Below are 20,958 nucleotides of genomic sequence, written 5' to 3' on the forward strand. Positions count from 1 at the left end.
GCGCGCGGACGGAGATTGCCGTGTCGCCACGGCGACATGGGCTTTCCCGGAACCCTCGGCGTACGGTCGGTGTACACGCTCACCGAAGAAGGCGACTGGCGCATCGACTACCAAGCCGTCACGGACCGCCCCACCGTCGTCAACCTGACCAGCCACGTCTGCTGGAACCTTGCCGGCGAGTCCGCCGGATCCATCCACGGCCACGAACTGTCCCTTGCCGGCTCTTGGATGACCCCCGTCGACGCGGACCTGATTCCGACCGGCCGCCTGGCCCCGGTCACCGGCACACCGTTCGACTTCCGGACGGCCCGGCCGATCGGGTCGTACCCGCTGACCGCTGATCCCCAGATCCGACACGCGGGGGGCTACGACCACAACTGGGTGCTCGACAAAGGGGCCACCACGACACCGGAACCCGTCGCCTCGTTGCGCGAACCCGTCTCGGGCCGCGTTCTGCGCATCGCGACCACCGAACCCGGCATCCAGTTCTACTCCGGCAACTCCCTCGGCGGCACCGCCACGGGAAGCGGCGGCCATCCTTACCGCCCCGGGGACGGGCTGTGCCTGGAGACACAACATTTTCCCGATTCCCCCAACCACCCGGAATTCCCCAGTACGGTCCTGCGACCCGGCGAGACCTACCGGTCCTCGACCGTTCACTCCTTCACCACAGACTGCCTCGATCGAGGGGAGTGTTAACGCTCACAAGTTTGAGTCAGACCTGGCCAAACTGCCGCCACACGGGGGCCAGGGGAGGGCGGGAAAATCGACCGGCCGCAGCATGCAGGCGCGCTGCGAGGGGCGAATCCGTCACCGGTAACCACTCGCCCTGACCGGCTTCTGGGCCGTTTCGCCGCACGACTACCGGGCTCGCCCCCGTCTATCAAGAACGGGTAACGGTCGTATGAGCCCTTGAGTTACGTCTCTGTTAGCGCTCACAATGTGTCGCGTTCGCCCGCTCGCCCGTTGTCGGGGCCGACGCTCCATCCGCCTCGCCCGCCACATCCGTCCTGCGCGCAGCCACGCCTCCACCGGCCCGTCGCCTTCAGGACCTCGCCCGGTGTTACGCACGTCTCGAGAGGAAACACGACATGGCCCACAGAGCCCTCCGCGTCATCGCCGCCGCCGTTCTGGCCGGCGGGGTGCTGACCGCCTGCACCACCGAACCCGTGAACACCGGCAACACCGGCAAGGGCTCCTCCGACGGAAAGCTGGTGCTCGGCTTCGCACAGGTGGGAGCCGAGAGCGGCTGGCGTACGGCCAACACCAAGTCCGTCCGCGAGGCGGCCGAGAAGGCCGGTCTCACGCTGAAGTTCTCCGACGCGCAGCAGAAGCAGGAGAACCAGATCAAGGCGATCCGCACCTTCATCCAGCAGAAGGTGGACGTCATCGCCTTCTCCCCGGTGGTGGAGTCCGGCTGGGACACCGTCCTGAAGGAGGCCAGGAGTGCCGGCATCCCGGTGATCCTCACCGACCGCGCGGTCGACTCCGAGGACACCTCCCTCTACCAGACGTTCCTCGGCTCCGACTTCGTCAAAGAGGGGCAGGAGGCCGGCAAGTGGCTCGTGAAGGAGTACGAGGGAACCTCCGAGCCGGTCAACGTCGTGGAGCTCCAGGGCACCACCGGCTCCGCGCCCGCCAACGACCGCAAGGCCGGCTTCGCCGAGGTCATCAAGGGCGACCCCAAGTTCAAGGTCGTCGCCTCCCAGACCGGCGACTTCACCCGCGCCAAGGGCAAGGAGGTCATGCAGGCCTTCCTCAAGTCCCACCAGGACATCGACGTCCTGTACGCCCACAACGACGACATGGCCCTGGGCGCCATCCAGGCCATCGAGGAGGCGGGCAAGAAGCCGGGCGTCGACATCAAGGTGATCTCCGTCGACGGCATCAAGGACGCCTTCGTCGCCATGCAGGAGAAGAAGATCAACGTGGTGGTCGAGTGCAACCCGCTCCTCGGCGACCAGCTCATGGCACTCGTGAAGAAGGTGGCGGCGGGGGAGAGCGTGCCGCGGCGGGTCGAGGTCGAGGAGGGCGTCTTCACCCAGGCCCAGGCCGCGGCCGCCCTGCCCGGCCGGCAGTACTGACCTTTCCCGCCCGTACCGGACCTGGGGCGGCCCTCGTGCCGCCCCCGCCCCGCTCAGGAGAGGAGGGCGGATGGCAGCCCCACCCACCCCCCGCACGCACACCCGCACCGACCGGCCGGTCCTGGAAGCCCACGGCATCCGCAAGTCCTTCCCCGGAGTGCTCGCCCTCGACGGCGTGGACCTGCGCCTGTTCCCGGGTGAGGTCCACGCACTGATGGGCGAGAACGGAGCCGGCAAGTCGACCCTCATCAAGGTGCTCACCGGCGTCCACCCGCCCGACGCGGGAACCATCTCCGTCGACGACGGCCTCCAGCGGTTCGCCGAACCGCTGGAGGCCCAGCACGCCGGAATCAGCACGGTGTACCAGGAGGTGAACCTGTGTCCCAACCTCTCGGTGGCCGAGAACATCCTCATCGGCCGTGAGCCCCGGCGGCTCGGGCTGGTCCACTGGTCGGCCCTCCACGAACGCGCGGCACGGCTCATCACCGAACTGGAGCTCGACCTCGACGTCCGTCTGCCGCTGAGCGCGCACTCCATCGCCGTCCAGCAACTCGTCGCGATCGTACGGGCCGTGGACATCAAGGCGAAGGTCCTCATCCTCGACGAACCCACCTCCAGCCTCGACCGGGACGAAGTCGCCCAACTGTTCGCCCTGGTGCGCCGGCTGCGCGACCGAGGCGTCGCGATCCTCTTCGTCACCCACTTCCTGGACCAGGTCTTCGACCTGTGCGACCGGGTGACCGTCCTGCGGAACGGCCACCTCGAAGGCGAGTACCGGATCGACGAGCTGACACCCGTCACCCTGGTGCACCGCATGGTCGGCAGCGAACTGCGCACCCTCGACGAACTCGCGGAGACGTCCCACACGGGCACCGCCACCACCCCCGGCTCCGAGGGCGTCCCCTTCCTGAGCGCCCGAGGGCTCGCCCGTACCGGTTCCATCCAGCCCTACGACCTGGACATCCACCGCGGCGAGGTCATCGGTCTGGCCGGACTCCTCGGCTCCGGACGCACCGAGGCGGCCCGGCTGCTCTTCGGAGCCGACCACGCCGACGAAGGCGAACTCCGGATCGACGGCGAACGCACCGCACTGCGATCCCCGCGCGCCGCGATCGCCCGCAAGATCGCCTTCTGCTCGGAGAACCGCAAGACGGAGGGACTGATCGGCGAGCTCACGGTCCGCGAGAACATCGTGCTGGCCCTCCAGGCCGCACGCGGCTGGACCAAACCCCTCTCCCGCACCCGACAGGACGAGATCGCCGCCCGGTGGATCGAGGTGCTGGACATCCGCCCGGCCGACCCAGAGGCACAGGTCCGCAACCTCAGCGGAGGCAACCAGCAGAAGGTGCTGCTCGCCCGGTGGCTGCTCACCGACCCCAAGCTACTGATTCTGGACGAACCCACCCGCGGTATCGACATCGGTGCCAAGACGGAGATCCAGAAACTGGTCACCCGCCTGGCCGCGGAAGGCACCGCGGTCCTCTTCATCTCCGCCGAACTCGAGGAAGTGCTGCGGCTGAGCCACCGCGTGGGCGTGCTGCGTGACCACCGGCTCGTCGCCACCCTCGCCAACGACCCGTCCCTGACGCCCGACCGGATCCTGGGCGCCATCGCCACCGGAGCCACTTCATGACCCCACCTGACGACACGGGCGCCGGGACGCGTCCGGACCCGGCGCCCCGTGCCCGGCGGCTCACCCAGCACCGGCTGTTCTGGCCCGCCGCCGTCCTTGCCGCCCTGTTGCTGGGAAACGTCGCCCTCACCCACGACTTCTTCGCCGTCCGCGTCCAGAACGGACACCTGTACGGCAGCCTCATCGACATCCTCCAGTTCGGCGCCCCCCTGATCCTGGTGTCGCTCGGCATGACGCTGGTCATCGCCACTCGGGGCATCGACCTCTCGGTCGGCTCGACGGTGGCCATCGCCGGCGCACTCGCGTGCGAGCACATCGCCACGGCGAAGGACCCCGGAAGCCTGGGCACCGTCATGTCGGCGATCGTGACGGCGATCGCCGTCGCTGCCGCGATCGGACTGGTGAACGGCTTCCTCGTCGCCCGGCTGGGCGTCCAGCCCATCGTCGCCACGCTGGTCCTCATGGTCGCCGGGCGCGGCGTGGCCCAGCTGATCACCGACGGCCAGATCATCAGCGTGTCCAGCAGCGCCTACAAGATGATCGGCGGCGGTTACTGGCTCACACTCCCCTTCGCCGTCCTGCTGGCCGCCGCCCTCGTCGCCGTCGCCTCCCTCGTCACCCGGCGGACCGCGCTCGGCATGCTGATCGAATCGGTGGGCGGCAATCCCGTCGCGAGCCGGCTCGTCGGCATCAGGGCGGGCGGACTCCTGGTCATGGTCTACGTCGTCAGCGCCGTGTGCGCGGCAGTGGCCGGCCTGATGATCAGTTCCAACGTCTCCAGCGCCGACGGCAACAACGCCGGCCTGTGGATCGAGCTGGACGCGATCCTCGCCGTGGTCATCGGCGGCACCGCGCTGACCGGGGGCCGTTTCTCCCTCGGCGGTACGGTCCTGGGCGCGCTGATCATCCAGACTCTCTCGACCACGATCTACACCCTCGGCGTACCGCCGGAGACCACCCTCGTCTTCAAGGCCCTGGTCGTCATCGTCGTGTGTCTCGTCCAGTCGCCCGCGTTCCGCGCGCGACTCTCACGCCGTCGCCGACCGGCCGCCCCGGACCCGCCCCCCGCGGCCGGCGACATGGCGGCCCGCCGCCAGGAGGTCCACCCGTGAGCACCACCCTCAGCTCCCTCACCAAGCCGCTCCACCGGTTCTCGGTGCGGCATGCCTCCCGCCTACCGCTCATGGTGACGGCCACTCTGCTGATCGCGATGTTCTCGATCGGCTCCGTCCAGTACGAAGGCTTCTTCTCCGCGCAGGTCCTGCTCAACGTCCTGATCGACAACGGCTTCCTGCTCGTCGTGGCGACCGGCATGACGTTCGTCATCCTCACCGGCGGGATCGACCTGTCCGTCGGCTCCATGGTGGCCTTGTCGACCATGCTGACGGCCTGGCTCGTAGAACAGAACGGCGTGCCGCTCGCCCTGGCGGTGCCGGTGGTCCTGCTGGTGGGAGCAGGAGGCGGCGCCCTCATGGGCTGGGTGATCCACGCCTTCGAGATCCAGCCCTTCATCGTCACCCTCGCGGGCATGTTCCTCGCCCGCGGCCTCTGCTACATGATCAGCACCGAGTCCATCTCCCTCACCGACCCGACGACCACGCGGATCGCCCAGACCCGGGCACTCCTGCCCGGGGGCCTGTTCGTCTCACCCGCCGTGGTCATCGCCCTGGTCGTGCTGGCACTCGCCTTCGTCGTCCTGCACCACACCCGCTTCGGCCGTACCGTCTACGCCCTGGGCGGCAACGAGTCCTCGGCCCGTCTCATGGGCCTGCCCGTGGGACGCACCAAGGTCGCGGTGTACGCCGTGAGCGGCCTGTGCTCCGCCCTCGGCGGTCTGCTGCTGACGTTCTACATGCTGTCCGGCTACGCCCTGCACGCCGTCGGCATGGAACTCGACGCCATAGCGGCCGCCGTCATCGGAGGAACACTGCTGACCGGGGGCTCCGGTTTCGTCCTGGGGACCGCACTGGGCGTGATGGTCCTCGGTCTGATCCAGACCGTCGTCAACTTCCAGGGCACGCTCAGCTCGTGGTGGACGCGCATCGTCATCGGCGGCCTGTTGTTCGTCTTCATCCTCCTCCAACGGCTCTTCGGCGGATCCCGCCCGGCGCGCTAGGTCGTGTCCGGATTCCGAGCAGACCACTGACCCTCACGACCGCGGCCGGGAAAGCGGGGCCTTCAGCCCCCCCCTTTTTTTTCCGGCTGTGCCGCACTCCGAACAAGGAACTCCCATGACCCCGTCCTCCCGCCCTCATCTCACCGGAGGCCCACCGGTCTGCCACCCCGGCACGGACACCGGGCAACGATGGACCTTCGGCTTTCCCGACGGCCTCACGGCGGAGGTACACACCCGCGGCGCCCGCCTCCACGCGCTGTGGGTGCCGGACCGATACGGCACCCCGGCCGACGTCGTCCTCGCTCCTCACGATCCGGCCCAGACGGCCACCGCCGCCCGGTACTTCGGCGCCACGGTCGGTCGCTACGCCAACCGCATCGCACAAGGCCGGTTCTCCCTGGACGGGAAGCCGTACCAGCTGACCACGCAGGAGAACGGCCACTGCCTGCACGGCGGAACCGACGGTTTCGACACCCGGCTCTGGGAAGCCGAGAGTGTGCACACCCCGGAGTGGACCGGTGTGCTCCTGCACCTCCGCAGCCCCGACGGCGACCAGGGGTTCCCGGGGAACCTGGACGTCACCGTCAGCTGTCTCATCGGCCGCGGCAACGAACTCTCCTTCTCCTACGCGGCGGTCACCGACGTGACCACCCTGGTCAGCCTGACCAACCACGCCTACTTCAACCTGGAGGGCGAGGGTGCCGTCGACATCCTCGACCACGAGCTCGCCGTCGACGCCACCCACTACACGCCGGTCGACGGGGATCTCATCCCCTACGGGGACCACCGCTCCGTCTCCGGCACCGCGTTCGACCTCCGCAGGCCGCTCAGGATCGCCGAGGCCCTGGCCCGCCCCGAGGCGGGCGGCGGGTACGACCACAACTTCGTCCTGCGCCCGCACGGCGACGGGACCCTGCGCCGGGCCGCCGTCCTCCATGCGCCGGCCACGGGCCGCCGCATGGAGGTGCTGACCACGGAGCCCGGACTCCAGGTCTACACCGCGGGGCAGTTCGACGGAACGGTCCTCGGCAAGAGCGGTACGCCCTACCAGAGGTGCGCCGGTATCGCGCTGGAGACCCAGCACTTCCCCGACTCCCCGAACCGCCCCGGTGACCCGTCCCCCGTGCTGCGACCCGGCGACGAGCACCGGTCGAGGACGGTCCTGCGGTTCAGTACCAGCGACTGACCGCGTACGAGCACGCCGACATGGCTGCGCCCGCCGGTGGAGGAGCCGGCGGGCACAGCCATATCCGCAGTGGCGTCAGGCGCCTGCCCTGCGTTTGTTCCACACGTCGAAGCCGACCGCCGCGAGCAGCACGAGGCCCTTGATGACCTGCTGCCAGTCGGTGCCCACCCCGACCAGGTTCATGCCGTTGTTGAGCACGCCGAGGACCAGGCCGCCGATGATGGCTCCCAGTACGGTCCCGACGCCGCCGCTCATGGACGCCCCGCCGATGAACGCGGCAGCGATGGCCTCGAGTTCGAAGTTCACGCCCGCCTTCGGCGAGGCCGCGTTGAAGCGCGCAGCGAAGACGAGCCCGGCGAGCGCCGCGAGCATTCCCATGTTGAGGAACACCGCGAAGGTCACCTTCCTGTCCTTGACCCCGGACAGCTTCGCGGCGGGCAGGTTCCCCCCGATCGCATACACGTGGCGGCCGATCACCGCGTTGCGCATCACGTAGCCGAAGCCCACCAGCAGCGCGGCCAGGATCAGGAGGACCACGGGGGCGCCCTTGTAGCTGGCGAGCAGCAGGGTCGTGACCAGGACCGCGGCGACCAGCGCCGTCACCTTCAGCGCGAACAGGCCCGTGGGGAGCGCCTCCAGGGCGAACTCCCGCTGGCGGCGGCGGTCCCGAACTTCCTGGAAGACCACGTAGGCGATGAGTCCCACGCCGAGGAGCAGGGTCAGGTTGTGGTAGTTGGTCTGCGGCCCCGCCTCCGGCAGGAAGCCGTTGGCGATCTTCTGCAGTCCGTCCGGGAACGGGCCGAGCGTCTGCCCCTTGAGGAAGATCTCCGTGAGTCCGCGGAACAGCAGCATGCCGGCGAGGGTCACGATGAACGACGGTATGCCGACGTACGCGATGAAGAACCCCTGCAGCGCGCCGGCGACGGCCCCGAGGAGCAGGGTGAGGACCACCGCGACGGGCCAGGACACATGGTGCTCGACCATGAGCACCGCCCCGATCCCACCGACCAGGGCCATCAGGGAGCCCACCGACAGATCGATGTGCCCGGAGATGATGACGATCATCATGCCGATGGCCAGGATGAGGATGTAGCTGTTCTGCAGCACCAGGTTGGAGACGTTGCGCGGCAGCAGGAGGTCGCCGCCCGTCCAGATCTGGAAGAGGAGCACGATCAGGCCGAGTGCGAAGAGCATCCCGTACTGGCGCATGTTCCGCCGGACGCCGTCCAGGAGCACCCGGGCCAGCGGTGCCCCGGTGGACGGAGCCCCGCGGCCCGGGGGCGCCGGTGTGGTCGTTTTCGTACTGACGTCGGTGCTCATGCCTGGTGTCCTTCACTGGAGGCGGCGCCTGCGGTGACCGCCGGTGGTGCGGGGGTGTCCTGCGTCATGTGCCGCATCAGCACTTCCTGGGTGGCGTCCTCGCGGGCGACTTCGCCGGTCAGCCGTCCTGCGGTCATGGTGTAGATGCGGTCGCACATGCCGAGCAGTTCGGGCAGTTCGGAGGAGATGAAGAGGACCGCCTTGCCCTCGGCGGCGAGCCGGTCGATCACGGTGTAGATCTCGAACTTGGCTCCCACGTCGACCCCCCGCGTGGGCTCGTCGAGGATGAGGACGTCCGGTCCGGCGAGGATCCACTTGCTGAGGACGACCTTCTGCTGGTTGCCGCCGGAAAGGCGGCCGACCGGTTCGAGGACGTTCGGAGCCTTGATGTTCATGGTCCGCCGGTACCGTTCGGCCACCTTGCGCTCCTCATGCCCGTCGACGACGCCGCGGCGGGCGAGGGCGCCGAGGGACGCGAGCGAGATGTTCCGGCTCACGGAGTCCGCGAGGTTGAGACCGTAGTGCTTGCGGTCCTCTGTGACGTACGCGATGCCATGGGCGACCGCCTCGGGAACCGTACGTGTCCGCACCTCGCGGCCGTCCTTGAACACGACGCCCTGCGCGTAGTGGCCGTAGGAACGGCCGAAGACACTCATGGCGAGTTCGGTCCGGCCGGCCCCCATGAGCCCTGCGACGCCGACGATCTCCCCGCGGCGGACCTGGAGCGAGACCCCGTCGACGACCTTGCGGCCGCGGTCGAGCGGGTGACGCACGGTCCAGTCCCGGATCTCCAGGACAGGGCCGGCGTCGGCCGGGCCCTCGTACGGCGTGCGGTCGGGGAAACGGCTGTCGAGGTCCCGCCCCACCATGCCGCGGATGATGCGCTCTTCGGTGGTGGCCGGGTCCTTGACGTCCAGGGTCTCGATGGACCGCCCGTCGCGCAGGATGGTGACGGAGTCGGCGATCTGGGCGATCTCGTTCAGCTTGTGCGAGATGATGATCGAAGTGATGCCCTGGCTCTTCAGCTCTCGCATCAGCCGCAGCAGCTTCGCGCTGTCCTCGTCGTTGAGCGCCGCGGTGGGCTCGTCGAGGATCAGCAGGCGGACGTTCTTCGCCAGTGCCTTCGCGATCTCCACGAGCTGCTGCTTGCCGACACCGATGTCGGCGACCCGGGTCTCGGGGTGTTCGTCGAGACCGACCCGCCGGAGCAGTTCGGAAGCCCGGCGCAGCGCCTCGTGCCAGTCGATGATCCCCCGTCGGGACGGCTCGTTGCCGAGGAAGATGTTCTCGGCGATCGACAGGTAGGGGACGAGCGCGAGCTCCTGGTGGATGATGACGATGCCGCGCTGCTCGCTGGCCCTGATGTCCTTGAATCGGCACGGCTCGCCGTCGAAGAGGATTTCGCCCTCGTAGGTGCCGTGCGGGTGGACGCCGGACAGGACCTTCATGAGCGTCGACTTGCCGGCACCGTTCTCTCCGCACAGGGCGTGCACCTCGCCGCGCTCCACGGACAGGGTCACGTCGGACAGTGCTCTGACTCCGGGGAACGTCTTGACGATGGACCGCATCTCGAGGACGGGACCGGCCGGTGACGAGGCGGAGAGGGGAACCTCGGGGGAGCGGGCCGGGGCGGGGGTCACCGCAGTTCCTCGGCGTCGATGTAGCCGGAGTCGACCAGGACCTTCCGGTAGTTCGACTTGTCGACGCTCACCGGGTCGAGCAGGAAGGCAGGGACCACCTTCTTGCCGTTGTCGTAGGTGGTGTCGTCGTTGATCTCGGGCTTCTTGCCGGCGAGGACGGCGGTCACCATGTCCGCGGCGACCTGCGCGAGTGCGCGGGTGTCCTTGTAGACGGTCTGCGTCTGCTGGCCCGCGATGATCGACTTCACGGAGGCGACCTCCGCGTCCTGGCCGGTGACGACCGGCAGCGGCTTGGCGGCGCTGCCGTAGTCGTCGGACTTCAGGGCGGAGAGGATGCCGATGGAGATGCCGTCGTAGGGGGAAAGGACGGCGTCGACCCGGGCCGTGGAGTACGAGGAGGTCAGCAGGTCGTCCATGCGCTTCTGCGCCGTCCCACCGTCCCAGCGCAACGTGGTGACCTGGTTGAGCTGGGTCTGCTCGGAGCGCACGACCAGCTGCTTCTTGTCGAGGTAGGGCTTCAGCACCTTCATGGCGCCGTTGAAGAAGTACTTGGTGTTGTTGTCGTCGTTGGATCCGGCGAACAGCTCGATGTTGAAGGGGCCCTTCTTCGAGCCGGCCTTCAGTCCCAGCTTCTCGACGATGTACGTGGCCTGGAGCTCGCCGACCTTCTCGTTGTCGAAGGAGGCGTAGTAGTCGACGTGCGGGGAGCCCAGGATGAGCCGGTCGTAGGAGATCACCGGGATGTGGGCGTCCGCCGCCTGCTGCAGGACGTTGGACAGGGCCTCGCCGTTGATGGCGGCCACGACCAGGGCGTCGACGCCCTGGGTGATCATGTTCTCGATCTGGGCGACCTGCTGGTCGGGGTCGTCCTCTCCGTACTGCAGGGTCGTGGAGAAACCGGCCTTCTTCAGGCTCGCGGTCATGTTCCGGCCGTCTGCGATCCACCTCTCGGAGGACTTGGTGGGCATGGCGATGCCGATGGTGAGGTCCTTCTTGTCCTTCGACTCCTGGCTGCCGCCCTCGCCGTTCTGCCCGCAGGCGGTCAGGAGCAGGGCACAGCCGGTGGTCACGGCCAGGAGGGCGGATACAGATCGGAACTTCTTCATGGGCGTTACCTGGCAATCCCGTCGTCGAGGGCGGCTCCGACCGGGGACGGGCTCGACGGCAGCGCGTGTCCTCGCGCCACCGGGACGACACCGCTCCGGCTGGGTGGCCAGGGCGTCGGCGCCCCGGTCGAGCTAGATTGTTAGCGCTCACAACAGCGTGATACAAGAGGCGCTAAGGTTTTTCTCGCATCGATACACAGCCGTAAGCAGGGAGAAGGGAGGCGAACGTGGCGCATCCCGCGGAAGACGTCCGCCCGCCGACGATGGCCGACGTCGCACGAGAGGCGGGGGTCTCCCACCAGACCGTGTCCCGGGTGCTGAGCGATCACCCCAACGTGCGCGCGGCCACCCGGGAACAGGTCACCCTGGCCATCGAGCGGCTCGGCTACCGCCGCAACTCCGCCGCACGCGCCCTGGTGACGCGCCGTACGAGGACGCTGGGTGTCATCGCCGTCAACACCGCCCTGTACGGCCCTGCCAGCACCCTGACCGGCCTGGAGGAGGCGGCCCGCGAGCAGGGCTACCTCGTCTCGACCGTCAGTCTGCGCACCGGAGAGGGGCAGGGGCTCAAGGACGCCATCGACCACCTCGCGTCCTGGGGCGTGGAGGGTGTCGTCGCCATCACCCCGCAGCGCTCGCACGTGCAGGCGCTCGCCGAGCTGGACGCGCCGTTCCCCGTGGTCACCGTGGAGGGCGGTCATCAGCTCGACCTGCCCGGCGTCTCCCTGGACCAGGAGCTCGGCGCCCGCATGGTCACCGAGCACCTGCTCGCCGCCGGGCACGGCACCGTCTGGCACGTGGCGGGTCCCGACGACTGGCTGGAGAGCGAGGCCCGCACCGCGGGCTGGCGCGCCGTCCTGGAGGAGAGCGGCATCCGCCCTCCGCGCGTACTGACGGGGGACTGGAGCCCGCTGTCCGGGTACCGGGCGGGGCAGGAACTCGCCGGACTCGCCCTGGCCCGCCGCGGGGCGACACCAGTCACCGCCGTCTTCGTCGCCAACGACCAGATGGCGCTCGGTGTCCTGCGGGCCCTGCGCGAGGTCGGGATCCGCACCCCCGGACAGGTGGCCGTCGCCGGCTTCGACGACATCCCGGAGGCCGAGTACTTCCCTCCGCCGCTGACGACGGTCCGCCAGGACTTCGCCGCCATCGGACGCCGGAGCATCGGGCTCCTGGTGGACCACATCGAGGGTCGCGCCCGGAAGGCCGAGCACCTCCTGGTGGAACCGCAGCTCATCATGCGCGCGAGCACGCGCCCTTCGAACGAAGCCTGACGCGGCGGGCGGCTCTCGCCACCACCTCCTGGCCGCCGGTGACAGGCCTCCTGTCGGCCGTCCGGCGTCGGCCGTCTGGCGCCTGGCGCCTGGCGCCTGGCGTCGCATGCGCGTTGGTCCGCACACAGGCCCCCCGCCGACCGCCCCACCTCCTGCCGGGCTGGTCGCGACGCCGGGGGCTACCTCTGGCCTGTAGGTGAGCGCTCACTTCAGAGGCCCCATTTCTTGTCGAATGTTCGACATAACTACACGCAGGTCTTGTCCAACCCAATTGTGAGCGTTAACAATCAGGGTGCTCCTCTGGCCCTGCTCATGACGAGAGAGACCGCATCGTGACCACACACGCCCTTTCCGACCCCGCAGCCCGTCACCATCCCGAGGCCTGCACCATCGGAGTCGACTTCGGCACCCTCTCCGGGCGCGCCGTCGTGGTCAGGGTCCAGGACGGCGCCGAACTCGGTTCGTCGGTCCACGAGTACCGCCACGCAGTCATCGAGGACCGCCTTCCCCCCACCGGCACCCCCCTGCCCCCCGACTGGGCCCTGCAGCACCCCGAGGACTGGCGCGACGTCCTGCGTACCGCCGTTCCGGCGGCGCTCGCCGACGCAGGAGTCGACCCGGCCCGCGTCATCGGCATCGCCACCGACTTCACCGCCTGCACCGTCCTCCCGACCACCCCGGACGGCACTCCCCTCGCCCTTGCACCGGAGTGGGCAGACCGCCCGCACGCCTGGCCCAAGCTGTGGAAGCACCACGCGGCCCAGGGGCAGGCCGACCGCATCAACGCCCTCGCTCACGCCCACGGCGAGAAGTGGATCGCCCGGTACGGCGGCAAGATCTCCTCCGAGTGGCAGTACGCCAAGGCCCTGCAAGTCCTGGAAGAGGACCCGGCCGTCTACGCCGCCTGCGCCCGCTGGATCGAGGCGGCCGACTGGATCGTCTGGCAGCTGACCGGCACCGAGTCCCGCAACACCTGCACCGCCGGCTACAAGGGCATCCACCAGGACGGCGCCTACCCCTCGCCCGGCTTCCTCGCCCGACTCCACCCGGAATTCGCCGACTTCCCCGCCACGCGCCTGGAGCACCCGCTGTCACCCCTGGGCTCCCGTGCCGGCGGACTGAGCGGCCGGGCCGCGCACTGGACCGGCCTCCCCGAGGGCATCGCCGTCGCCGTCGGCAACGTCGACGCCCACGTGGCCGCGCCCGCGGCGGGCGCCGTCGAGAACGGCCGGATGCTCGCCATCATGGGCACCTCCACCTGCCACGTACTCAACGGCGCCACCCTCGCCGAGGTCCCCGGCATCTGCGGAGTCGTCGACGGCGGCATCGTCGAGGGCGCCTACGGCTACGAGGCCGGCCAGAGCGCGGTCGGCGACATCTTCGCCTGGTGGCTTCGCCAGGGCGTCCCGGACCACTACCGCACCGAGGCCGCGGCATCGGGTGAGGACCTGCACCGACTCCTGACCCGCAAGGCAACCGACCAGCCGGTCGGCGCGCACGGACTGGTCGCCCTGGACTGGATGAACGGCAATCGCTCCCCCCTGGTCGACCATCACCTGTCCGGAGTCATCGCCGGACTCACCCTCGACACCCGGCCCGAAGACGTCTACCGGGCCCTGCTCGAATCCACCGCCTACGGCACCCGGATGATCGTCGAGGCATTCGAGCAGGGCGGGGTTCCCGTCGAGGAGTTCATCGTGACCGGGGGCCTGAAGAAGAACGCCCTGCTCATGCAGATCTACGCCGATGTGCTCCGCCGCCCCGTCTCCCTCGGCACCTCCGAACAGGGGCCGGCGCTCGGCTCGGCCATCCACGCCGCCGTCGCCGCGGGCGCCTACCCCGACGTCCGCTCCGCCGCCTCCGTCATGGGAAGCGTCCAGCGACACGCATACGTGCCCGACCCCGTACGGGCGGACGCCTACGACGCGCTGTTCAGCGAGTACCACGCCCTGCACGAGCACTTCGGCACCGGTGCGGACCTCCTCCTGCACCGCCTGCGACGGATCCGCAACACCGCACGCGTCGCCACCACCGGCTGACCGGGCCGCCTCCCCGCCCCCGGCCTCCATCGGCCCGACCTCTCCGCCCCAGCACCTCCGAGGAGCACACCCGACATGACGCTCGCCCAGCCCGACCGCGAGATCTGGTTTCTCACCGGCAGCCAGGCCCTCTACGGCGACGACACCCTGGCCCAGGTCGCCGACCAGTCCCGCGCCATCTGCGAGACCCTCGCCGACCAGCCCCAGATGACCGTCCGCCTGGTGTGGAAGCCGGTCCTCACCGACGCGGCCGCCATCCGCGCGGTCTGCCTGGAGGCCAACGCCGACGACCGCTGCGTCGGCCTGATCGCCTGGATGCACACCTTCTCCCCGGCCAAGATGTGGATAGCCGGCCTCGACGCGCTGAGCAAGCCCCTGCTCCACCTTCACACCCAGGCCAACCGCCAACTCCCCTGGTCCACCATCGACATGGACTTCATGAACCTGAACCAGGCCGCCCACGGCGACCGTGAGTTCGGCTTCATCCAGACTCGCCTCGGTGTCCCCCGCAAGACCGTGGCGGGCCACGTCTCCACCCCTGACGTCGTCGACCGCATCGCCGGATGGGCCCGCGCCGCCCTCGGCCGGTCCGAGCTGTCCACCCTCAAGCTCGCCCGTTTCGGCGACAACATGCGCGACGTCGCCGTCACCGAGGGCGACAAGGTCGAGGCACAGCTGCGGTTCGGGGTCTCGGTCAACACCTACGGCGTCAACGACCTCGTCGCCGCGGTCGACGCCGCCGACCAGGACACCGTCACCGCGCTCGTCAAGGAGTACGAGGACCTCTACGCCCTCGCACCCGAGCTGCGGCCCGGCGGCGAGCGCCATGACTCCCTGCGCTACGCCGCCCGGATCGAAGCCGGCCTACGCGCCTTCCTCACCGACGGCGGCTTCCGCGCCTTCACCACCAACTTCGAGGATCTCGGCGGCCTGCGCCAGCTGCCCGGTCTCGCCGTGCAGCGTCTGATGGCGGACGGCTACGGCTTCGGCGGTGAGGGGGACTGGAAGACCTCCGTCCTGCTGCGCACGCTCAAGGCGATGGCGCACGGCCTGCCCGGGGGCACGTCCTTCATGGAGGACTACACCTACGACCTGACGCCCGGCCAGGAGCTCATCCTCGGCGCCCACATGCTCGAGGTCTGCCCCTCCCTCACGACGGCGACTCCCACCTGCGAGATCCACCCGCTCGGCATCGGCGGCCGCGAGGACCCGGTCCGGCTCGTCTTCGACGCGGCCCCCGGTCCGGCCGTCGTCGTCGGCATCGCCGACATGGGCGACCGGTTCCGCCTCGTCGCCAACCACATCGACGTCGTCGCCCCGCCCGAGCCGCTGCCGCAGCTCCCGGTCGCCCGGGCCGTCTGGCGCCCCCGTCCCGACCTGCGCACCTCCACCGAGGCGTGGCTGACGGCCGGAGCACCGCACCACACGGTCCTGACCACCGCGCTCGGCGGCGAGGAGCTCGAAGACCTCGCCGAGATGCTGCGGACCGAGCTCGTCGTCATCGACCAGGAGACCACCGTCCGGCGCTTCACGCGGGAACTGCGCTGGAACCAGGCCTACCACCGTCTGGCCCAGAGCCTGTGACCGCCCCCGCCCGCATCTCCTCCACCTCCACCAGGACGGAGCACCCCGTGAGCACGACGGTTTCCAAGGAGCTGCGCCGAGAGGTACTGGAGGCCAACCTCCGCATCCCCCGAGCCGGGCTCGCCACGCTGACCTGGGGAAACGTGAGCGGGGTGGACAGGCAGGCCGGGGTCTTCGTCATCAAGCCCTCGGGAGTGCCCTACGACGTCCTGAGCGAGGAGGACCTCGTCGTCGTCTCCCTCTCCGACGGGCGAGTCGTGGACGGCCACCTGCGCCCGTCCACCGACACGGAAACGCACCGCAGCCTCTATCTGGCCTTCCCCTCCATCGGAGGCGTGACCCACACCCACTCCACACACGCCGTCGCCTTCGCCCAGGCCCGACGTCCCATCCCGGTGCTCGGCACGACCCACGCCGACACCTTCAACGGCCCCGTCCCCGTCACCGAAGTCCTCACCCCGCAGCAGTGCGCCGAGGACTACGAATACAACACGGGCGAGGTCATAGTGGATCTGCTGGACCGTGACGACACCAGGGCCGGCAAGATACCCGGCGCTCTGGTCGCCCACCACGGCCCCTTCACCTGGGGCGCCGACGCCACCAAGTCCCTGGAACACGCCATCATCTGCGAAGCTGTGGCCGAAATGGCCCTCCACACCCTCGCGCTGGGCGCCGTCGAACCCCCGCAACACCTGCTGGACCGCCACTTCACACGCAAGCACGGACCGGATGCCTACTACGGCAACCCCTCGACCGGGTGACCACACCGGCACCGCCGCGGCACGACGCACCCACCCTCGCACCGCACCGCACCGCACCGAGAAGGCCCCGCTGTGCAGGTCGACCGCGAGGTGTCTCGTCAGGCGCTGGCGCGGGTGACCAGGCGCGTGGGCAGGATCAGCGGGGTGGGGTCCTGTCCGTTGATGAGCGCGACGAGCATGCGCGCCATCTCCCGCCCGAGGCCCTCTATGGGCTGGTGGACCGTGGTCAGCGGCGGATCGGCGATCCGGGCCACGGCCAAGTCGTCGAAGCCGACCACGGCGACGTCACCGGGGACCGGCCGACCGGCCCCGCGCAGCGTGCGCAGCGCGCCGACTCCCATGTTGTCGCTGGCGGCGAACACCCCGTCCAGGTCGGGATGGTCGGCCAGCAGGGCGGCCATGGCGTCGGCTCCGCTGGACTCGGTGAAGTCGCCGGCCTCCGGCGGGTACGGTTCGAGGCCCGCCGCCAGCATGGCATCCCGGTAGCCGCGGTACCGGGCGCGCCCGACCTCGGTGTCCAGACGTCCGCAGATCGTGGCCACGCGGGTCCGGCCGGCCGAGATCAGGTGCTCGGTCGCCGCGCGCGCTCCGCCGATGTTGTCGACGTCCACGTACCACCGGGGGTCCGAACCGACCGGGCGCCCGCCGAACACGACGGGCATCTCCGCCTCCTGGGCCATGTGGGCCAGCGGATCGTCCTCGCGCAGCGCCATCAGCATCACGCCGTCGGCGCCCTTGGAGCGTAGAAGTTGCTCCACTCGCCTGCGGCCCCGGTCGGAGGCGGCCAGGCACAGCATCAGGTGCAGATCGGCGTCTTCCAGGGCGGCCGAGGCCCCCACGATCACCTGGGCGAAGAACGGATCCGCGAAGATCGACGGATCCTCTCCCGAGACGACAAGGGCGGCCGCGCCGGTCTGACGGGTCGCCAGCGCACGGGCGGTCGGGTTCGGTACGTAGTCGAGTTGGTGGACGGCCCGTTCGACCGCGTCGCGCTTGTCGCGGCTGACGTGCGGGGCGTTGTTGAGCACACGGGAGGCCACCGACCGCGATACGCCGGCCAGTTCGGCCACCTCGTCGAGTGTCGACTGCCGGCGTGGCACACCTTCAGCCATGATCTGCCTTCCTGTCGTGCTCTGAACTGATGGAAGACTGGGAGCGCTTCCAGTTCCAGGACTGTAAAGCCTTCTTGCCGCCGCGTGAAGTGCGGGTTACATGAGGGCTCTTGACAGTGGATATCGGCGCGTCACACGATACGGCCACACCCCAGGCATGCAGAACGTGCACTGGAACCGCTTCCAGTGGGAGCGCTTCCACGAATGCTCGTACGCCTGAGGTGCCCTGTTGTCCCCGCCGGTCCGACACCGCCACAAGGGGACGCCGTACCACCGCACTTCCTCAGTGCGTCGCCGGCTCGGGACGAGACTGTGCGACGCGTCCGCCGTCAGGAATCCGAGGTACAGTCATGCGCCGCAGAATCCGCGCCCTCGTGGCAGCCCTTTCCGCGCTGCCGTTGGCGCTCGCCCTCGCGCCGTCCGCCCACGCGGCGGACCCGACCACCATGACCAGCGGGTTCTACGTGGACCCGAACTCCAGCGCGAGGCAGTGGGCCGCCGCCAACCCCGGTGACGGTCGAGCGCCCGCGATCAACGCGTCCCTCGCCAACACCCCCATGGCCCGCTGGTTCGGCTCATGGAGCGGCACCATCGGTACCGCCACCGGTGCGTACGTGGGGGCGGCGGACTCCTCGGACAAGCTGCCCGTCCTCGTCGCCTACAACATCTACAACCGCGACACTTGCGGCGGGCACTCCGGAGGCGGCGCCGCCTCCCCGTCCGCCTACGCGACCTGGATCGCGCAGTTCGCCGGCGGGATCGCCGGCCGCCCGGCCGCCGTCATCCTCGAACCGGACTCCATCGCGGACTACGGCTGCATGAACCAGACGCAGATCCGCGAACGCCAGGGCATGATCAGCGGAGCCCTCACCGAGTTCAACCGCCAGGCGCCCAACACCTGGGTCTATCTCGACGCCGGCAACCCCGGCTGGGTGAGCGCGGCGACGATGGCCCAGCGCCTCCACGAAGCCGGCCTCCGGCAGGCCCACGGCTTCTCCCTCAACATCTCCAACTACTACACCACCGTGCAGAACACCGCCTACGGCAACTCGGTCAACAGCGAACTGGCCGCCCGCTACGGCTACACCAAGCCGTTCGTCGTCGACACCAGCCGGAACGGCAACGGCTCCAACGGCGAGTGGTGCAACGCCGCGGGCCGCCGCATCGGTACCCCCACCCAGCTGGGAGGCGGCGCGGAGATGCTCCTGTGGATCAAGGCCCCGGGTGAGTCCGACGGCAACTGCGGCGTCGGAACGGGATCCTCGGCCGGACAGTTCCTCCCCGAGGCCGCCTACAAGATGATCTACGGCTACTGACCCCAGACTCCTGTGGCCCGGTTCCCGCCGCCCCGGGACCGGGTCACAGGAACCACCGGCCTGCCCCTCCCCCATCCTTCGACCAGGAGCCCTCCCGGCCGGGACTGCACGCAGTACTCCAGCGGCGGAGCCGCGTCCTCAGCCGCCTACCGGCAGTGGATCGACGCCTTCGCCGCCGGTATCGGCGACAGCAAGGCGGTCGTCGTGGTCGAGCCCGACGGCCTGGCCCTCCTCTCCAGGGACTGCGGGCCGACCGTGGACCCGACCGGCGAACTCACGGCGACCCGCATCGCCGATCTCGAATACGCGGTCAGGACCATCAAGTCCAAGGCCCGCACCGCGGTCTGCCTGGACGCGGGCAACGTCCTTTGGCGGTCCGTCGGCGACATGGCGCGGCGGTTGCTGGACGCCGGCGTCCGGTACAGCGACGGCTTCGCCCTCAACGTGTCCAACACCCACCCCACCGGCCACAACGCCAGGTACGGCACCTGGACAGCGAAGTGCATGTGGCTCGCCACCGAGGGACCCGAGGAGGCGCGCGGCCACACCGACTGGTGTGCCACGCAGCACTACTCGTCCGCCGCGCCCGACGACGGCGCCCCCGGCAACGCCGTCGACTCCGCCGACCCCGCCACCTGGCGCTGGACCGACGCGTGGTTCGACAAGAACGTGGGCACCCCGCCCACCGACGCGCTGCACCACTTCGTCATCGACACCAGCCGCAACGGTCTGGGCGCCTGGACCCCGGAGCGCGGAAAGTACAGCGGGGACCCTGAGATCCGGTGCAACGCGCCCGGCCGTGGCCTCGGCCCGCGTCCCACCGCCGACACCGGCGTCCCGCTCGTCGACGCCCACCTGTGGGTCAAGATCCCCGGTGAGTCCGACGGCAGCTGCACACGCAGCACCGGCGGCACGATCGACCCCGAGTACGGCATCGTCGACCCGCCCGCCGGCACCTGGTGGCCCGCCCAGGCACACACGCTCGCCCGCAACGGGGCCCCGCGCCTGACGTTCAACCGCTGAGCTCCGGCGCGAGCCCGCGCTCGCGCAGCCAGGACAGTTGGACCGGCGGGTTGGAGCCGCAGCCGCCGCCGTGGTCGCCGAAGGGCCAGACGGTCATGGTGCGGTCCTGCCCCCGTAGCCCATCACCGCGCCGTCGGAGGTACTGCCGTTGTCGTCGAGGGCCTTGCCGCTGCGGACGCAGAGCAGCTTGTAGTAGCCATGGCCCTGGTCGGTGACCGTCCGCTGCTGCGGGGAGCCTCCGTCGGGGGTCCACTGGACGACCTGGCCGCCCTCGGTGGTGGTGTTGACGTTGTCGAGGGGCCTTGCCGCTCTGCGCGCTGACCAGCCGGTAGACGCCGTTGGCGAGGACCGCCGACATGCCGCTGACCTCCACGCAGACCTCGGAGTCGTTCGCGTCGGGCGCTGTGGGCGGCACGCTGACATTGATCTGGCCGCCGCTGACCGTGCAGGAGAGCGAAACCGAGGGGTTGTTCATCACGTAGTCGACACGTTCGTTGACGACGAGTCCGGGCTTGCGGGCGGTCAGCCAGCTGTAGAGGTCCTCGCCGTCGCCGAGACGGTGTGGGCCTGGGCGGTGGCGGGCCACAGGACCTGCGGCAGACCGAACGCCACGGCGCCGCAGGCAAGGGCCGGCCGCCTTGATCAGGGAGCGTCGGCTGAGGGGGGAGGAGGACATCGTTCGACTCCTTGGGGGTGGGGGGCAAGGGAGGGCGGAACGTGCTCGGACATCGGATGTGCGTCTCGGTCTGTCCAGGGGGTGACGG

Annotated in this window: 16 protein-coding genes and 2 pseudogenes; 13 read left to right on the forward strand and 5 right to left on the reverse strand. The window is 69.7% G+C overall.

The features are described 5' to 3' along the window. Positions 1 to 30 precede the first annotated feature (30 nt). The 6 genes and pseudogenes from OG462_RS04600 to OG462_RS04625 all read left to right on the forward strand — a co-directional run. Positions 31 to 699, forward strand: a pseudogene (locus tag OG462_RS04600) (aldose epimerase family protein); the annotation flags it as partial. 392 nt (positions 700 to 1,091) lie between these two features. After that, the gene (locus OG462_RS04605; RefSeq protein ID WP_406054677.1) at positions 1,092 to 2,084 is read left to right on the forward strand and encodes an ABC transporter substrate-binding protein; all 993 of its coding nucleotides are present in this window, start codon (positions 1,092 to 1,094) and stop codon (positions 2,082 to 2,084) included. 70 nt (positions 2,085 to 2,154) lie between these two features. Further along, complete coding sequence (locus tag OG462_RS04610; protein WP_406054679.1) at positions 2,155 to 3,717, forward strand: sugar ABC transporter ATP-binding protein; 1,563 nt, start codon at positions 2,155 to 2,157, stop codon at positions 3,715 to 3,717. Then, positions 3,714 to 4,829 (forward strand): ABC transporter permease, encoded by a 1,116-nt coding sequence (locus OG462_RS04615; RefSeq protein ID WP_406054681.1) that lies wholly within the window; start codon positions 3,714 to 3,716, stop codon positions 4,827 to 4,829. Before OG462_RS04610 ends, OG462_RS04615 begins: the two co-directional genes overlap by 4 nt. After that, positions 4,826 to 5,833, forward strand: a complete 1,008-nt coding sequence (gene yjfF, locus OG462_RS04620; RefSeq protein ID WP_406054683.1) for a galactofuranose ABC transporter, permease protein YjfF — start codon at positions 4,826 to 4,828, stop codon at positions 5,831 to 5,833. Before OG462_RS04615 ends, yjfF begins: the two co-directional genes overlap by 4 nt. Before the next feature lie 115 nt (positions 5,834 to 5,948). Next, positions 5,949 to 7,019 carry an aldose epimerase family protein gene (locus OG462_RS04625; RefSeq protein ID WP_406054685.1) on the forward strand — a complete coding sequence of 357 codons (1,071 nt, stop codon included), beginning with the start codon at positions 5,949 to 5,951 and terminating at the stop codon, positions 7,017 to 7,019. Between the two features lie 75 nt (positions 7,020 to 7,094). Here the strand turns inward: OG462_RS04625 and mmsB are convergent, their stop codons facing one another. The 3 genes from mmsB to chvE are packed head-to-tail and all read right to left on the reverse strand — an operon-like array spanning position 7,095 to position 11,085. After that, a complete protein-coding gene (gene mmsB / locus OG462_RS04630) occupies positions 7,095 to 8,339 on the reverse strand; it encodes a multiple monosaccharide ABC transporter permease (protein WP_406054687.1) in 1,245 nt (414 codons plus the stop codon). Next, on the reverse strand, positions 8,336 to 9,979 hold the full coding sequence (gene mmsA, locus OG462_RS04635; RefSeq protein ID WP_406054689.1) for a multiple monosaccharide ABC transporter ATP-binding protein: 1,644 nt from the start codon (positions 9,977 to 9,979) through the stop codon (positions 8,336 to 8,338). Before mmsA ends, mmsB begins: the two co-directional genes overlap by 4 nt. Next, positions 9,976 to 11,085 carry a multiple monosaccharide ABC transporter substrate-binding protein gene (gene chvE / locus OG462_RS04640; RefSeq protein ID WP_406054691.1) on the reverse strand — a complete coding sequence of 370 codons (1,110 nt, stop codon included), beginning with the start codon at positions 11,083 to 11,085 and terminating at the stop codon, positions 9,976 to 9,978. Before chvE ends, mmsA begins: the two co-directional genes overlap by 4 nt. Before the next feature lie 227 nt (positions 11,086 to 11,312). On the opposite strand from chvE, the gene OG462_RS04645 reads away from it, so the two are divergent. The 4 genes from OG462_RS04645 to araD all read left to right on the forward strand — a co-directional run bounded on the left by OG462_RS04645 (position 11,313) and on the right by araD (position 16,743). After that, entirely contained in the window at positions 11,313 to 12,359 is a 1,047-nt protein-coding gene (locus tag OG462_RS04645; RefSeq protein ID WP_406054693.1) for a LacI family DNA-binding transcriptional regulator, read from the forward strand. Positions 12,360 to 12,691: 332 nt separating this feature from the next. Next, complete coding sequence (araB, locus tag OG462_RS04650) at positions 12,692 to 14,398, forward strand: ribulokinase (RefSeq protein ID WP_406054695.1); 1,707 nt, start codon at positions 12,692 to 12,694, stop codon at positions 14,396 to 14,398. Between the two features lie 75 nt (positions 14,399 to 14,473). Continuing rightward, positions 14,474 to 15,982 (forward strand): L-arabinose isomerase, encoded by a 1,509-nt coding sequence (araA, locus tag OG462_RS04655; RefSeq protein ID WP_406054697.1) that lies wholly within the window; start codon positions 14,474 to 14,476, stop codon positions 15,980 to 15,982. 47 nt (positions 15,983 to 16,029) lie between these two features. Continuing rightward, positions 16,030 to 16,743 carry an L-ribulose-5-phosphate 4-epimerase AraD gene (gene araD / locus OG462_RS04660; RefSeq protein ID WP_406054699.1) on the forward strand — a complete coding sequence of 238 codons (714 nt, stop codon included), beginning with the start codon at positions 16,030 to 16,032 and terminating at the stop codon, positions 16,741 to 16,743. A 98-nt stretch (positions 16,744 to 16,841) separates the two neighbouring features. Here the strand turns inward: araD and OG462_RS04665 are convergent, their stop codons facing one another. Next, positions 16,842 to 17,855: a LacI family DNA-binding transcriptional regulator gene (locus tag OG462_RS04665; protein WP_406054701.1), complete on the reverse strand. Its 1,014-nt coding sequence runs from the start codon at positions 17,853 to 17,855 to the stop codon at positions 16,842 to 16,844. A gap of 350 nt (positions 17,856 to 18,205) precedes the next feature. On the opposite strand from OG462_RS04665, the gene OG462_RS04670 reads away from it, so the two are divergent. Together OG462_RS04670 and OG462_RS04675 are read left to right on the forward strand one after the other, a co-directional pair. After that, positions 18,206 to 19,171: a glycoside hydrolase family 6 protein gene (locus OG462_RS04670; RefSeq protein WP_406054703.1), complete on the forward strand. Its 966-nt coding sequence runs from the start codon at positions 18,206 to 18,208 to the stop codon at positions 19,169 to 19,171. A 12-nt stretch (positions 19,172 to 19,183) separates the two neighbouring features. Then, positions 19,184 to 20,194 carry a glycoside hydrolase family 6 protein gene (locus tag OG462_RS04675; protein WP_406054705.1) on the forward strand — a complete coding sequence of 337 codons (1,011 nt, stop codon included), beginning with the start codon at positions 19,184 to 19,186 and terminating at the stop codon, positions 20,192 to 20,194. Between the two features lie 93 nt (positions 20,195 to 20,287). On the opposite strand, the pseudogene OG462_RS04680 reads toward OG462_RS04675, so the two are convergent. Beyond that, positions 20,288 to 20,431: pseudogene (locus OG462_RS04680) on the reverse strand (hypothetical protein); the annotation flags it as partial. 119 nt (positions 20,432 to 20,550) lie between these two features. Between OG462_RS04680 and OG462_RS04685 the strand changes: the two are divergent. Then, the gene (locus OG462_RS04685; RefSeq protein WP_406066924.1) at positions 20,551 to 20,676 is read left to right on the forward strand and encodes a hypothetical protein; all 126 of its coding nucleotides are present in this window, start codon (positions 20,551 to 20,553) and stop codon (positions 20,674 to 20,676) included. The last annotated feature ends 282 nt before the right edge of the window (positions 20,677 to 20,958 follow it).

Origin of the sequence: Streptomyces sp. NBC_01077 (assembly GCF_045162855.1) — a bacterium.
Lineage (GTDB): Bacteria > Actinomycetota > Actinomycetes > Streptomycetales > Streptomycetaceae > Streptomyces.

Bases quoted from the DNA above. Each gene is read 5' to 3' on its own strand.
- OG462_RS04605 (WP_406054677.1), top strand. From the start codon at position 1,092: ATGGCCCACAGAGCCCTCCGCGTCATCGCCGCCGCCGTTCTGGCCGGC.
- OG462_RS04610 (WP_406054679.1), top strand. From the start codon at position 2,155: ATGGCAGCCCCACCCACCCCCCGCACGCACACCCGCACCGACCGGCCG.
- OG462_RS04615 (WP_406054681.1), top strand. From the start codon at position 3,714: ATGACCCCACCTGACGACACGGGCGCCGGGACGCGTCCGGACCCGGCG.
- OG462_RS04625 (WP_406054685.1), top strand. From the start codon at position 5,949: ATGACCCCGTCCTCCCGCCCTCATCTCACCGGAGGCCCACCGGTCTGC.
- mmsB (WP_406054687.1), bottom strand. From the start codon at position 8,339: ATGAGCACCGACGTCAGTACGAAAACGACCACACCGGCGCCCCCGGGC.
- chvE (WP_406054691.1), bottom strand. From the start codon at position 11,085: ATGAAGAAGTTCCGATCTGTATCCGCCCTCCTGGCCGTGACCACCGGC.
- araA (WP_406054697.1), top strand. From the start codon at position 14,474: ATGACGCTCGCCCAGCCCGACCGCGAGATCTGGTTTCTCACCGGCAGC.
- OG462_RS04665 (WP_406054701.1), bottom strand. From the start codon at position 17,855: ATGGCTGAAGGTGTGCCACGCCGGCAGTCGACACTCGACGAGGTGGCC.
- OG462_RS04670 (WP_406054703.1), top strand. From the start codon at position 18,206: ATGCGCCGCAGAATCCGCGCCCTCGTGGCAGCCCTTTCCGCGCTGCCG.
- OG462_RS04685 (WP_406066924.1), top strand. From the start codon at position 20,551: ATGCCGCTGACCTCCACGCAGACCTCGGAGTCGTTCGCGTCGGGCGCT.